This is a genomic window from Cryobacterium sp. TMT1-66-1, from assembly GCF_004403435.1.
GTDB classification, from domain to species: Bacteria; Actinomycetota; Actinomycetes; order Actinomycetales; family Microbacteriaceae; genus Cryobacterium; species Cryobacterium flavum.
Map to the genome: position 1 here is coordinate 153,771 of NZ_SOGP01000009.1, position 14,287 is coordinate 168,057.

A 14,287-nucleotide genomic window follows, 5' to 3' on the forward strand; every position below is an offset into this window, starting at 1 on the left:
TCCACGTTCACCCACACCAAGCTAGGGAAAAACCTGATCATGAGCGAATTCAACTCCCTTAATATCGTTATTCTGGCCGGCGGAATCTCCCACGAACGTGATGTTTCACTGCGCTCGGGGCGACGGGTAGCGGATGCCCTCACGGGCGGGGGCCACACGGTCACCGTGATCGATCCCGGAGCCAACCTCCTGACCACTCTCACCGAACAAGCCCCCGACTTGATCTGGCCCACCCTGCACGGAGCTACCGGAGAAGATGGCGCCCTGCTCTCCCTGCTGGAGACCACCGGCATCCCGTTTCTCGGCTCAACTGGGCCCGCCGCCGCCCTGGCCTGGAACAAGGGCACGGCCAAGGAGCTCGTGCGCCGAGCTGGTTTTGCCACTCCCCCGGCTATCGCCCTCTCCACCGAAACATTTCGGGACCTCGGGGCCACGAGCGTACTTGAGCACCTGATCGGCGCAATCGGCCTGCCCCTGGTCGTTAAACCAGCTCAGGGCGGTTCCTCTCAGGGCGTCACAATCGTGCGCACCGCAGCGAACCTGCCCCGCGCCATGGTCGACGCGTACACCTACGCCAACACCGCCCTCGTTGAGGCCTATATTGACGGCGTTGAGGTTACTGTGGCGGTAATTGACACCGGGACCGGCCCCACAGCTCTGCCGATCGTTGAAATCGTGCCCGTTGACGGCGTCTACAGTTTCGAGGCACGGTACAACGCCGGCGAGACAGACTTCTACACACCGGCTCGCCTTTCCGACGACGCCTCGGCGGCGGTCTCCGCAACCGCAGTCGCCATTCACACACTGCTGGGCCTCCGCCACCTGAGCCGTATCGACCTCATTGTCGATGCCACCGGTACCGCCTGGTTCCTGGAGGCCAACGTGCTTCCTGGTCTGACGGAAACGTCACTGGTGCCGCAGGCGATCGAGGCCACCAACCAGACCCTGGGTTCCACCTATTCCGCCCTGGCCGCAAACGCCCTGACGGGCCAGTAGGCCTTACGTTTCACGTGAAACCTGCGCGGCCTCAGCGTTGTTTCACGTGAAACACCACGACAATACTCCCGCAGGCCAGCCAGCGGGAGGGCGACTGCGGTCTCGACGAGCTCGACTGGCGGCCTGTGGGCAATGCATACGGCCACGGAATACTGTTTCACGTGAAACACTCCGTTGCATCTCCCGCAAATTGCTCGCTGGACGGCAATTACGGTCTGGACGAGCCCGACCGACCGTCCGTGGCCGTTTCACGTGAAACATAGCGACAAGACCCCCGCAAACCAGCCAGCGGGAGGGCGATTGCGGTCTCGACGAGCTCGGCGGCCACTGGGTGGGCAATTCATACGGCCACGGGATACTGTTTCACGTGAAACATCGCGACAAGACCCCCGCAAACCAGCCCATCGGTAGGGCGATGGACGTCTCGACAAGCTCTGCCCACAGTGTGGGCAGAGTGATTTCAGCCACATAGGGGCGACGGGTTTTTCGCGCAAGTTGCGAGTTTCGAGGTCTTTCAGGGGACTCGCGCACGCTTTTCGCGAGAGGCCCCTGAAAGGCCTCGATGCCTGAGTAGGGAGCGAATGACCCGTCGACGCCCGCCGCGCCGGTGCAAGCGCCATCGAGGACATCAACCAAGCCACGGACCGCAGTAAATGGTTCGCCCTGAACCGTGGGGCGGTTCACAGCGAAAAATGCCCCGGAGTGCGCCATGTTTCACGTGAAACTGACCACCGGAGGATGAACTAGCTCGCGCTAAAGGCCGGTTCGCCGAGAACGGTAAGAATGCGGTTAAGATCGCCAATTGTGGCGAAATCAACTGTGATCTGGCCTTTTCTAGCCCCAAGATTGATTTTGACGCGCGTGTCGAGTCGTTCTCCGAGGTGCTCAGCGATTTCATCGAGGTGCCCCTGGCGTCGACCAGGAAGTGGTTTAGCCTTAATCAGTCTTGGCACGGATGTCGCCGCGGCCTCGGCCGCCCGCACCGAGAGCTCCTCTTCGACGATCTTGTCGGCCAAGCGAAGCATGCCAGCCAGGTCACCCACTGACAAAATCGCCCGCGCATGGCCAGCCGAGAGCACGCCGGCCGCAACTCGCAGCTGCACCGGTTCCGGTAGCTTCAGCAGACGCAGGGTGTTGGTGATCTGCGGCCGCGATCGACCAATTCTGGTCGCCAATTCTTCCTGTGTGATATCGAAGTCAGCGAGCAGCTGCTGGTAAGCGGATGCCTCTTCGAGCGGATTCAGCTGGGCGCGGTGTAGGTTTTCCAGCAGCGCGTCGCGCAGCATATCGACATCGGCGGTCTCTCGAACGACAGCTGGAATGCTGTCGAGCCCAACCTCCTTGGTCGCGCGAAGACGACGCTCGCCCATGACGAGTTCGTACTTGCCCGGCTCATCCGATAATGGCCGCACAACGATCGGTTGCAGCACTCCGACTTCGCGAATGCTGTGCACGAGTTCAGCGAGGTCATCCTCGTCGAAAATAGTGCGCGGCTGGGCGCGGTTGGGTACGATGTCCTGCGGGTTCAGGTGGGCCAGACGCGCTCCGGGAACGGGAACGAGCTCGGGGGAGTCATCCGTTTCACGTGAAACACTACGCGGGAAAAAGACGTCAACCGGCCGGGGAGCCGACGCGTCGTCCTGCACCGGGATGAGTGCGCCGATACCGCGGCCGAGGCCGGTTCTTTTCGCCATTAGTGCTTATCTTTCATTTGGGGCTTATCTTCGGTTCGGGGAGCACCTCGATGGGCCATTTCTGCTGCTGCTTCGAGGTAGGAGAGCGATCCTGCGGAGTTGAGGTCGTAGCTGACGACGCTCTGACCGTAGCTCGGGGCCTCAGAAACGCGTACAGAGCGCGGAATCGCGGTATTCAAGACCTCTTTTGGAAAGTGATCGCGCACTTCCTGGGCAACCTGGGTCGCCAGATTGGTGCGGCTGTCATACATGGTCAGCAGAATGGTCGAAACGACCAGGTCGGGGTTGAGATGCTTCTCAATCAGAGCGATGTTTTTGAGCAGCTGGCTGAGTCCTTCGAGCGCGTAGTACTCGCACTGGATGGGAATGAGAACCTCGCGGGCGGCCACAAAGGCATTGATGGTCAGCAGCCCGAGCGAGGGCGGGCAATCAATGAAGACGTAGTCGTAGGGTTCAGTCATCTCGGCGAGGTAGAGATCAAGCGCGCGGCGTAGGCGCTGCTCGCGGGCGACGAGTGAAACCAGTTCGATCTCAGCCCCGGCCAGGTGAATCGTGGCTGGTACACAGAACAGGGCGCCGAACTCGGGGCTCTTCTGCACGACCTCGTCCATGGGCATGTCGTTGATGATGACGTCGTACACACTCGGCGTCTCGGCACGGTGCTCCACGCCGAGGGCGGTTGACGCATTCCCCTGCGGGTCCAGGTCGATGACCAAAACGCGAGCACCCTGCCGCGCGAGTGCAGCAGCCAGATTGACGGCGGTCGTGGTCTTACCGACCCCGCCCTTCTGGTTGGAGATCGTCAACACCCGGGTCTTCTCGGGTTTGGGCAGTTCGCCGGCCGCGATGACCTGGCGCCGTCGCGTCAGCTCAGCGATTTCGCGGGCGAGCGGCGTTGTACCGTCGAACCCCGCCGCCTTACCGGTGCGCTGATCTTCAGCAGGATGTTTCACGTGAAACCTTTACGCTCGACGGTTGATGAGCCACCCGAAAGGGACTCCCGAACACCAAATTTGGCGACACTCGGGACTAGTCCACTGTAGCCCGGATGACCCGGGTTACCTCCGGCAGCACGCCCGCGCCGAGGGTAATGACCTCAACATTGCGCAGACGATACTTGCGAATGGTCTTTGCAGCGGCGGCAACCTCACGCTCTGCTCCCTCACCCTTCATGAGGATGAGCTCACCGCCGGTGCGCAGCAAGGGCGCTGTCAGGGGAATGAGCTTACTGAAGGCACTGACGGCGCGTGCGGTAACCTGATCGAGCGGATCCGCGAGCCGCGCCTCTTCGGCACGCGCCCGCACAACGGTCACGTTCGTCAAGTGCAGGGCTGCTACCTGGTCATTCAACCAAGCCACCCGACGTTCCATCGGCTCGATCAGCACGAAGTTCACATCGGGTCGCGCGATGGCCAGAACCAGACCGGGTAGGCCCGCGCCTGACCCGACGTCGCCCACGAGACCTGGACGCAATAGTGGCGCCACAATTGCGCAATTAAGAATATGGCGCGACCAGAGGCGGGGGAGTTCCAACGGCCCAATCAGACCCAGTATTTCGCCCTGATCAGCCAAATTACTAGTGAACGCACGAATCACATCGATCTGGAGACCAAAAAGATCGGCCGCAGCGGCTGGCTCAGCTTCGAGCTCGACGATCTCGGTGGTGCCAGGTACGGCATCGATCGGCTCCGGCGTGACAGATTGCGACATGACCAACGAGACTACGCTGCGGTGATGACGGTGTGGCGGTCGCGACCCTCGCCCGAGGACTCGGACCGGTAGCCACCACTGGCGGCAACGATGTCGTGCACGAGTTTGCGCTCGTAGGATGACATAGCAGGCAGGTCGGCTTCGGTCGCGCCGCCTTCTATGCGCGCAATAGCACGCGCCACGAGGGTGGCGAGTTCAACTTCGCGCACCTCGCGGGATCCACCGATATCCAGGATCAAACGCGAGAATGAACCCGTCTTGCTCTGTACGGCAAGACGCGTCAGTTCCTGCAGGGCGTTGACCGTTTCCGGCTTGGAGAGCACGCGCAGGTTGTCCGCATCCGAGGCCTTGACTGACAGGTAAGCCCGACCGTTGCGGGCATCAATGTCGATGTCACCATCGAGGTCGCAGATATCGAGGAATTCCTCGATGTAGTCCGCGGCGATGTCACCCTCGCGCTCGAGCTGATCGGTCGTGAGGGGGGCCTCGGCCAGGCTACCCGTCTCGGGCGACGTGGGGGAGGCATCCGCTGGTGTGGCGGGGGCAGTAGGAACGGCGCTGCTGGCGACAGCAGCGCTGGCGACAGTGTCTACCTCAGTGAGGCCGGTCTTGTCCGTCACGGTGTTCTCCACTACTTTTTCGGGCCGGTTTGCTTCTTGGCGCGGGCCTTACCGACCGGTTGCTGGCGCTGCACGGGTTTGGCGGGTTCTTCCACGACAATGATGTCACCATCCGTCGCGATGAGCTTGCCCTTCCGTGCCAAACGCTCTTCGCGGGCCTTGGCGGCTTCACTGCCTGGCGTCGGCATGTTTCGGATGACCAGGAACTGCTGGATCATGGTCCAGAAGTTCGAGGTCAGCCAGTAGAACATGACACCGAGCGGGAAGGCGACACCGGAGAAGGCGAAGACCAGAGGGAGCAGGTAAAGCATGATGCGCTGCTGCTTGAACATGGGGCTCGCCTTGGTCTCCGGCGACATGTTCTTGGAGACGATCTGCAGCTGAGTGATGAACTGCGACGCGGTCATGAGCACAACCATGGTGGCAGCGATGATCATAACGGTGACGTTGAACGGCTGGCCCGAGGTCCACAGCGACCACTGTGAGGCGAACGTGTCGTGCAGAGGAGCGTTGCCGAACAGGGTCGCGTTTCCGAAACTTTCGGCGAGGCTCTGATTGAGCGGCCCGACACCGGCGTTGGAGCGCTGGGCGTCGTTCAGCACCGAGAACAGGGCGAAGAAAATCGGCATCTGCAACAGCAGCGGCAGGCAGGAACTCAGCGGGTTGGTACCCGTCTTCTTGTACATGGCCATGGTCTCGCGGGACATTGCCTCACGCGAGAACTGGTCCTTCTTGCCCTTGTACTTGTCCTGGATCTTCTTGAGCTGTGGGGCAACCTCGAGCATCTTGCGTTGGCTCTTGATCTGCCGCACGAAGATGGGAATGAGGGCGGCCCGCACGACCAGAACGAGGCCGACGATGGACAACACCCAAGTGAGACCGTCGTCGTAGCCCAGTCCCGCGATTCCCATCTGCGAAAAGAGCCAGTGGAAGGCCACGAGCAGCAGCTCGACCACCCATTTCAGAGGCCAGAGGATCGTACCTATGAGGTCCATACTGTGGGTTAGCCCTTTCCGTGGCTAGGTGCGACAACAAAACCGAACTTCGTCACGCGGTAGCGACGTTTGCTCTTGAGCGGTACATCATCAATGCCGCCTTCTGACCACGGATGACAATGGCTCAGTCTGCGCGCAGTGAGAGCCGAACCCCACGCTAGTCCGTGTTCCTGAACGGCTCCCAGTGCGTAGGCCGAACAAGACGGGTAAAACCGGCACACATCTCCATACAGCGGAGAGATTACAGCGCGATATACGCGAAGAATTACGACACCCACATTGCGGGGTATCAGGATGATCGTCGCGAGTATCGAGTTCATCGCCCCGGACTGCCCTTCCGCGCCGGGAGCGGGCGAGCAAGCGAGCGTTGGACTTCTTCGTACAGCGTCTGCCACGCCGCACCTTGCGCCGTCGGCAAAGCGCGGATGACGACATCCGTTCCTGGCGGAACCAGGGAGAGCAGTTCGTACGTAACCGCCTTGAGGCGGCGGCGAACGAGATTGCGCCTCACGGCGTCACCCACATTCCTTGCGACAATGAAGCCGAACCGTACCGGAACGCCAGCGGCACCCGAAGGAACCTCAGCGCTCTTTCGTACATAGAGAACGGTGTGCGCACCAACGATCCGCATACCGCGCCGAACGACGCCTTGATAGTCGCTGCCGCTCGTGATGCGATTTACGTGAGCGAGCACGAGAATCCGGCGACCACAACGAACCTAGGCAGACTCTGGCCTACGCGGAGAGTTCGGTGCGACCCTTGCGACGGCGAGCACCAAGGATGGCGCGGCCCGCACGGGTGCGCATGCGCAGACGGAAGCCGTGCACCTTGGCGCGACGACGGTTGTTCGGCTGGAAGGTTCTCTTGCTCATAGTTCAATCTCCACGTATTTGAATCACCGCTGGCCAAATTCCCCTCGGCCTAAACAGCAGCGCGCACAGAAGTTAGAAGCCCGCGGGATGGGGTCAACTGATTAAAACTACGGCCTCGGCCACGTCTGGTCAAACTCAGGCCCCGAATCGGCCGATTCTCCACAATAATGACTCCAACACAGATACCAACCGGAGAAGCCGATTCACCGCTGAATTCGCCTCGCTGAGCGGGATTGACTACCGTGAAGACAAGTTATCCACAGGTTGGTGACATCAACCTGAGAATTAGGTCGGTTTTATACACAAGCGGTGGATAACTTTAACGATGAACTCGAACCCAGATTTCGAACCAGGCCCCAAAACGCCCGCAGTGCGGGCCAACTGACGGCGGCTTGCCGGTGTTCAACAGCGGCCCCGCACCCGTCCGCCGCGGTCCAGTAGCGAAACACCGAAATACACAGATTGTAGGAACAATGGCAGACGTAGAAGCGCCGATAGCTGAAACCTGGCGGTCCGTTCTGACCACGTTGGAATCCGACGCCACGATCACCCCCATGCTCTACGGGTTCCTCAGTCTGGTCGAGCCGAAGGGCATCGCCGCCGGTACCTTCTATCTCGAAGTGCCGAACGAGTTCACGGCCAGCATGCTCAATCAGCGAATGCGGGTTCCCCTACTGACCGCGATGGGTCAGCTCGACGAAGCCACTGCGGTGTCGACCTTCTATGTGGTCGTCAACCCGGAGCTCGAGCAGGAATCCCTGCGCCCGGTGCAACAGACACTGACCCCACCCGATGTCATCACCCCAGCCCCGCCGCAATCGGTATTCGAAGGTGCCGTTCCGGCGCAGCCGCACGAGACCCGACTCAACCCCAAATACAGTTTCGACAACTTTGTGATCGGCCAGTCCAACCGATTCGCGCACGCGGCTGCCGTGGCCGTGGCCGAAGCTCCGGCGAAGGCCTACAACCCTCTCTTCATCTATGGATCATCGGGGCTCGGCAAAACTCACCTGTTGCACGCAATCGGTCACTACGCCATGAGTCTGTACCCGGGCATCCGCGTACGTTATGTCAGCTCCGAAGAGTTCACCAACGACTTCATTAATTCGATCGCGAACAACCGAGGCTCGGCATTTCAGGCCCGATATCGCAACATCGACATCCTCATGATCGATGACATTCAGTTTCTGCAGAACAAAGCTGAAACCCAGGAAGCCTTTTTTCACACCTTCAACACGCTGCACGACCATAACAAGCAGGTGGTGATCACGAGCGACCTGCCGCCGAAGCATCTGACCGGCTTCGAAGACCGCATGCGCAGTCGATTTGAGTGGGGCCTGATCACGGATGTCCAGGCACCCGACCTCGAAACCCGCATCGCTATTCTGCGCAAGAAGGCCCAGAGCGAGAAGCTGCAGGTTCCCCACGACATTCTCGAGTTCATGGCGTCAAAGGTTTCCTCCAATATTCGCGAGTTGGAAGGAACATTGATTCGGGTCACCGCCTTTGCGAGCCTCAATCGCACGCCGGTGGACATGGACCTGGTGCAGACGGTGTTGAAAGACCTCATCACCCTGGATGAGGACAACGTCATCGCCCCGGTCGACATCATTACGAACACGGCCAACTACTTCAAACTATCAGTCGACGACCTATACGGGTCGAGCCGCTCGCAAGCGATTGCCACTGCACGCCAGATAGCCATGTACCTGTGTCGTGAGCTCACCAACCTCTCCCTCCCCAAGATCGGTCAGCTCTTCGGTAACCGGGACCACACCACGGTGATGTACGCGAATAAGAAGATCAGCGAACTCATGAAGGAGCGTCGGTCGATCTATAACCAGGTAACCGAGCTCACCAATCGCATCAAGCAGGATCACCGATACAAGTAGGTCCTAACAGCAAAATACCGACCCCTCGCGGCAGCTAGATCACCGAGACAAGTAGGCCTGTCCAAAGTAAAATTTCGGCCCCACCGGAAGCTCGAACGAGTTCTGACCCGGAGGGGCTGAAATTTTTTTAGTTTTCACACCTGTGGATAACCCTGTGGAATTAACTCACACAACCGGTCGTCGCCTGTAGAAACTCGAGGCCTGCCTGTAGAAACTTGTAATTATCACGAGTTGCGCTTGCTCAAACGAATGACAAACTTCCACAGCTCGCCCACAACTTACAAACGTGTAGTTCCCAATGCCTGAGCGGTTTTCACAGAGTTATCCACAGTTTCCACAACGGTTAAGAAGATTAACAAGAATTCTTTAACCTTGATCCAGCCGACAACCTTGAGAGCCGGGGCCCTCAGAGCAGCACGGTAACGAATAGACCTGTGACAACAGCTAGCATTGAGGCCCACCCATCCGCCCGTCGAACGCAAGGAATGTTTCGTGAGATTTCAGGCCAATCGGGATGTCTTCAGCGAAGCAGTTTCCTTCGCGGTCAAACTTCTGCCCCAACGCACGACGCTGCCGATTCTGAGTGGTGTACTCATCGAGGCGACAGCAACGGGCTTGATTCTGTCGTCGTTCGACTACGAGGTCTCTGCCCAGACCGAGATCGTCGCCGAAGTTGAAGAGACCGGAAAAGTTCTCGTCTCCGGCCGGCTCCTCGCCGAAATCGCCAGCCGTCTCCCCAACGCTCCTGTTCGGTTTTCCACGGAAAATTCGCGCATCAAGGTCAGCTGTGGCTCGGCCACCTTCACCCTGCTGTCCATGCCGGTTGAGGAATACCCGAGCATTCCCGTGGTCACCACCCAGTCCGGCCTCGTACCGGCTGAGGAATTTGCTGCGGCTGTCGCTCAGGTTGCCGTCGCTGCCTCGCGGGACGACGTCACCCCAGTCATCACCGGGGTGCAGCTCGAGGTCACCGAAAATAGCCTCAGCCTCGTAGCCACCGACCGGTACCGTGTCGCGGTTCGGGAAATCGACTGGGATCCGGGCAGCAACACCGCCCCCCATGAAGCAGGAACGATCACCGCACTCGTGCCGGCCCGTACCCTGCAGGAGGTCGGTAAGACTTTCGGTCACAGCGGAACCATTTCGGTTTCTATCACCAATAGCGACGACCGCGAACTGATCGCGTTCACCGCGAACAAGAAGACCGTCACGTCGCTGCTGATCAAGGGTAATTTTCCTCCCGTTCGTCGCCTGTTCCCGGCCACCGTTGACAACTACGCGGTGATGAACACGGCGGACCTGATCGAAGCCACCCGCCGTGTGCAGCTCGTGTTGGAACGTGAGGCCGCGCTGCGCTTCACTTTCGACGCCTCCGGAGTCACCCTCGAAGCCGTAGGATCCGAGCAGGCCCAGGCTTCGGAAACCATCGATGCCATTCTCTCCGGCACCGAGACCGTCGTCTCACTCAAGCCGCAGTTTCTCCTGGACGGGCTCAGCGCTGTGCACTCCGAATTCGTGCGCATCTCGTTCACGAAAACGGAAAACCCGAATAAGCCCGGGCCGGTATTGATCACCAGCCAGACCTCGCGCGAGCAGGCCGGAGTGGACAGCTACAAATACCTGCTGCAGCCCAACCTGCTCCTGCGCTAACAACGGTGCGAGTTACTCACCTCTCGCTGACCGACTTTCGCAACTATGCGAACGCCGAGGTTGGTTTCGTTCCGGGCCCGAACCTCATCGTCGGCCGGAACGGCCAGGGCAAAACCAACCTGGTCGAAGCGCTCGGCTTTCTCAGCACGCTCGGATCGCACCGAGTCTCCACCGACAAGGCCATGATTCGCTCCGGGCAGGATGCCGGCATTATTCGGGCCCGACTCGAATACAACGGCCGGGATATCCTCGCCGAAGTGCAGCTGAACCGCTCCGGGCAAAACCGAGCGCAGGTCAACCGGTCAGTCATCAAGACCCGCGATCTGCCCCGCTATTTTTCGAGTGTGGTGTTTGCTCCGGAAGACCTTGCCCTGGTGCGTGGCGACCCTTCGGGGCGTCGTAAGTTTCTCGATCAGCTGTTGGTGCTGCGCAGCCCGCGGCTGGCCGCAGTGCTCAGTGATTACGACCGGGTGCTCAAACAACGCAATACCCTGCTCAAGTCGGCCCGGGCCTCGGGAGTGCGCGGCAACCAACTCTCCACACTCGATATCTGGGACGAACGGCTGGTGGAGTTCGGCTCGGAAATCATCGACGAGCGCGCCAAACTCGTGCAACAGCTTGGTGAACCGTTGCGGGCGGCCTATCGTGCTGTCGTGAATGAAGATCATGGTCCGGCGTTGGTGGCGAGCCTCAGCATCCTGGGCGCCGACGAAGACGCCGATCTCGGCGTTCTCCCGGCCAGCGTCCCGCAATCTGCGGCTTCGGTGGAGTCGTCTACCAATGAGATCTTTCGAACGGCGCTGGTCGGACTGCGAAAACGCGAATTGGAGCGGGGTATCACCCTTGCCGGACCCCACCGCGACGATCTGGTCTTCATGCTCAATGCCTTGCCGGCCAAGGGTTACGCCAGCCACGGGGAGTCGTGGTCGTTCGCACTGTCCTTGAAACTCGCATCCGCTCAGCTGTTGCGGCAGGAGTCAGCCAGCGGTGACCCGGTCCTGATTCTCGATGACGTCTTTGCCGAGCTCGACCTGCAGCGTCGGGCCCGGTTGGCCGCTGCGATCGGGTCGTTCGAACAGGTTTTGATTACCGCCGCGGTACTCGAGGATGTTCCGCCCGCCCTCGTTGCGCACACTATTCACATTCATGCCGGAGCGGTCATCGATGGCTGAAGAAAATGTTCCACGTGAAACAACTGGGACCGTCGGTTCGGTGGAATCGGGTACCAGTGAAGCAGCGCAGGTCTATCTGCGCTTCAAGAGTGTTTTCGGTGATCCCAACGCCAGACGCTCACGCGGCCGTAAGCGAATTGCGCCAGTAGTCGGCTCGAGTGTTCCCTTCGGGATCGGCCGCGACCCGCGAGGTCTGGGTGACACGATCAATTCGCTGACCATGCAGTTGGGCTGGAATTCACCGCTGGCCCAGTCCGAACTTCTGGCGTCCTGGACCGAGCTGGCCGGTGAAGAAACCGCCAACCATTCGACCCCGGCCGGTATCGATGACGGTGTGCTCACGGTGCACTGTGAATCCACGGCCTGGGCCACCCAATTGCGCCTGATGCGCAATGTGATCATGGAACACATTGCGCATCGGTACCCAGACGCGGGCATTCAATCAATTCGTTTCCAAGGGCCCAACGCTCCGTCCTGGAAAAAGGGTCCCAGATCAATTCCAGGGCGTGGTCCGCGCGATACCTACGGGTAACCCGACAATTAAGGTCACCCCTTGAACAAAACGCGTCAAACGGCGATTATGGCCGGTTCGTCTCCCCCCGTTTGGTAGACTGAATGGTCGCCCGTGCGATGGTCAGGAGCCTAATTTCAGATGACAGTTGAACCGACGCCCGAACGCACCTCCCCAGATATATCCCCAGCCGTGGCGGAGCGGGAGCCGGAGCACGAGTACGGTGCCGATGATATCCAGGTACTCGAAGGCCTGGAAGCCGTTCGCAAGCGACCCGGAATGTACATCGGATCCACCGGACCGCGCGGACTGCACCACCTGGTCTATGAGATCGTCGACAACTCCGTCGATGAGGCTCTCGCCGGACACTGCGACACCATTGACATTCGCATTCTCGCCGACGGCGCGATCCGCGTCGAAGACAACGGCCGTGGAATTCCGGTCGATATTCACAAGGCAGAGGGTCGGTCGACCGTTGAGGTCGTGCTGACCGTGCTGCACGCCGGCGGCAAGTTCGGCGGAGGCGGCTACTCCGTCTCCGGTGGCCTGCACGGCGTCGGAAGCTCCGTCGTCAACGCCCTGTCGAGCCGCCTTGAAGTCGAGGTTCGTCGCCAGGGGTTCATCTGGCGCCAGAGTTTCGCCAACGGTGTTCCGAATGCTCCCCTCGAGCAGGGCGAGGCCAACGACGAAACCGGCACGACCATCACCTTCTGGCCGAGTGCGGAAACCTTCGAGACGATCGAGTTCGACTATGAAACCCTGCGCGCACGGTTTCAGCAGATGGGCTTTCTCAATAAGGGACTGCGCCTCACCCTCACTGACGAGCGTGAAGCCCACCGCACCGACGACGGCAAAGTCGTCAGCAACACCTTCAAATATGATCAGGGTCTCGTCGACTACGTCGAGTACTTGAACCGTGCCAAGAAGGCCGACCTGGTCAACGACGAGATCATCTCGTTCGAGTGGGAAGATCACGAGCGCAAGATGGCCCTCGAAGTGGCCATGCAGTGGACCACGGCTTACACCGAGAGTGTGCATACCTACGCGAACACCATCAACACCCACGAGGGTGGCACGCACGAAGAGGGGTTCCGCGCCGCGCTGACCACGCTCGTGAACAAGTACGCCCGGGAGAAAGGCATCCTGAAAGAGAAGGATGACAACCTCACCGGCGATGACGTGCGTGAGGGACTGACCGCGGTCGTATCGATCAAGCTCGCCGAACCGCAGTTCGAGGGCCAGACCAAGACCAAACTCGGCAACACCGAGGCGAAGTCGTTTGTGCAGAAGGTCGCCAACGACCAGCTCACCGACTGGTTCAACCGCAACCCGAACCCGGCACGCGAGATCATCCGCAAATCCCTGCAGGCCTCCAACGCCCGCATGGCAGCCCGCAAGGCCCGTGAAACCGCGCGCCGCAAGGGACTGCTCGAGGGTGGCGGTATGCCGGGCAAGCTCAAGGACTGCCAGAGCAAAGACCCGTCGATTTCTGAGATTTTCATCGTGGAGGGCGACTCGGCTGGCGGTTCAGCAGTGCAGGGCCGTAACCCCGAAACGCAGGCGATTCTGCCGCTGCGCGGCAAGATCCTCAACGTGGAGAAGGCCCGACTCGACCGTGCCCTCGGCAACAACGAGGTGCAGGCCATGATCACCGCGTTCGGCGCTGGCATCGGTGAAGAGTTCAACCCAGACAAGGTTCGTTACCACAAGATTGTTTTGATGGCCGACGCCGACGTCGATGGGCAGCACATCACCACCCTGCTGCTGACCCTGCTGTTCCGTTACATGCGCCCGTTGATCGACCTCGGCTACGTGTACCTGGCCCAGCCGCCGCTGTACCGGCTCAAGTGGAGCAACTCGCCGCACCAGTACGTGTACTCCGACATCGAGCGCGACGCACTCCTCGCCGACGGTGCCGCCGCCGGCAAGCGCATCCCGAAGGACAACGGAATCCAGCGGTACAAGGGCCTCGGCGAGATGGACTACAAGGAGCTGTGGGAAACCACCATGGCCCCCGAATCCCGCACCCTGCTGCAGGTCACCCTGGACGACGCGGCATCCGCCGACGAAATCTTCTCCACCCTGATGGGCGAAGACGTCGAATCACGACGCAACTTCATCCAGAAAAACGCGAAGGACGTGCGTTTCCTTGACATCTGACGACACCACGGGCCA

General features: G+C 60.2%; 14 protein-coding genes. 6 read left to right on the forward strand and 8 right to left on the reverse strand.

The window, feature by feature from the left end; genetic code table 11:
* Nucleotides 1-39: 39 nt before the first annotated feature.
* Nucleotides 40-996 carry a D-alanine--D-alanine ligase gene (locus tag E3T29_RS06590; RefSeq protein ID WP_134344749.1) on the forward strand — a complete coding sequence of 319 codons (957 nt, stop codon included), beginning with the start codon at nt 40-42 and terminating at the stop codon, nt 994-996.
* 743 nt (nt 997-1,739) lie between these two features.
* Here E3T29_RS06590 and E3T29_RS06595 read toward each other — a convergent pair.
* From E3T29_RS06595 to rpmH, 8 genes are all read right to left on the reverse strand, one after another.
* Nucleotides 1,740-2,690 (reverse strand): ParB/RepB/Spo0J family partition protein, encoded by a 951-nt coding sequence (locus E3T29_RS06595; RefSeq protein WP_134344750.1) that lies wholly within the window; start codon nt 2,688-2,690, stop codon nt 1,740-1,742.
* Nucleotides 2,690-3,643: a ParA family protein gene (locus E3T29_RS06600; RefSeq protein WP_134344751.1), complete on the reverse strand. Its 954-nt coding sequence runs from the start codon at nt 3,641-3,643 to the stop codon at nt 2,690-2,692. Before E3T29_RS06600 ends, E3T29_RS06595 begins: the two co-directional genes overlap by 1 nt.
* Nucleotides 3,644-3,719: 76 nt before the next feature.
* Entirely contained in the window at nt 3,720-4,400 is a 681-nt protein-coding gene (rsmG, locus tag E3T29_RS06605; RefSeq protein ID WP_166789812.1) for a 16S rRNA (guanine(527)-N(7))-methyltransferase RsmG, read from the reverse strand.
* An 11-nt stretch (nt 4,401-4,411) separates the two neighbouring features.
* Nucleotides 4,412-4,894 carry a R3H domain-containing nucleic acid-binding protein gene (locus E3T29_RS06610; protein ID WP_134344995.1) on the reverse strand — a complete coding sequence of 161 codons (483 nt, stop codon included), beginning with the start codon at nt 4,892-4,894 and terminating at the stop codon, nt 4,412-4,414.
* A gap of 137 nt (nt 4,895-5,031) precedes the next feature.
* Nucleotides 5,032-6,015 carry a membrane protein insertase YidC gene (gene yidC / locus E3T29_RS06615; protein ID WP_134344752.1) on the reverse strand — a complete coding sequence of 328 codons (984 nt, stop codon included), beginning with the start codon at nt 6,013-6,015 and terminating at the stop codon, nt 5,032-5,034.
* Between the two features lie 8 nt (nt 6,016-6,023).
* Nucleotides 6,024-6,335: a membrane protein insertion efficiency factor YidD gene (gene yidD / locus E3T29_RS06620; RefSeq protein WP_134344753.1), complete on the reverse strand. Its 312-nt coding sequence runs from the start codon at nt 6,333-6,335 to the stop codon at nt 6,024-6,026.
* Complete coding sequence (rnpA, locus tag E3T29_RS06625; protein WP_134344754.1) at nt 6,332-6,709, reverse strand: ribonuclease P protein component; 378 nt, start codon at nt 6,707-6,709, stop codon at nt 6,332-6,334. The genes yidD and rnpA overlap by 4 nt, the downstream gene beginning before the upstream one ends.
* A gap of 40 nt (nt 6,710-6,749) precedes the next feature.
* Complete coding sequence (gene rpmH, locus E3T29_RS06630) at nt 6,750-6,887, reverse strand: 50S ribosomal protein L34 (RefSeq protein WP_010204566.1); 138 nt, start codon at nt 6,885-6,887, stop codon at nt 6,750-6,752.
* 473 nt (nt 6,888-7,360) lie between these two features.
* Here rpmH and dnaA point away from each other — a divergent pair, with 473 nt between their 5' ends.
* The 5 genes from dnaA to gyrB all read left to right on the forward strand — a co-directional run bounded on the left by dnaA (nt 7,361) and on the right by gyrB (nt 14,272).
* Entirely contained in the window at nt 7,361-8,779 is a 1,419-nt protein-coding gene (gene dnaA / locus E3T29_RS06635) for a chromosomal replication initiator protein DnaA (RefSeq protein ID WP_092338368.1), read from the forward strand.
* A 492-nt stretch (nt 8,780-9,271) separates the two neighbouring features.
* Nucleotides 9,272-10,429, forward strand: a complete 1,158-nt coding sequence (dnaN, locus tag E3T29_RS06640; protein ID WP_134344755.1) for a DNA polymerase III subunit beta — start codon at nt 9,272-9,274, stop codon at nt 10,427-10,429.
* 5 nt (nt 10,430-10,434) lie between these two features.
* Entirely contained in the window at nt 10,435-11,601 is a 1,167-nt protein-coding gene (gene recF, locus E3T29_RS06645; RefSeq protein WP_104129821.1) for a DNA replication/repair protein RecF, read from the forward strand.
* A complete protein-coding gene (locus tag E3T29_RS06650; RefSeq protein ID WP_134344756.1) occupies nt 11,594-12,133 on the forward strand; it encodes a DUF721 domain-containing protein in 540 nt (179 codons plus the stop codon). The genes recF and E3T29_RS06650 overlap by 8 nt, the downstream gene beginning before the upstream one ends.
* Nucleotides 12,134-12,253: 120 nt before the next feature.
* Nucleotides 12,254-14,272, forward strand: a complete 2,019-nt coding sequence (gene gyrB / locus E3T29_RS06655; RefSeq protein WP_134344757.1) for a DNA topoisomerase (ATP-hydrolyzing) subunit B — start codon at nt 12,254-12,256, stop codon at nt 14,270-14,272.
* Nucleotides 14,273-14,287 lie beyond the last annotated feature (15 nt).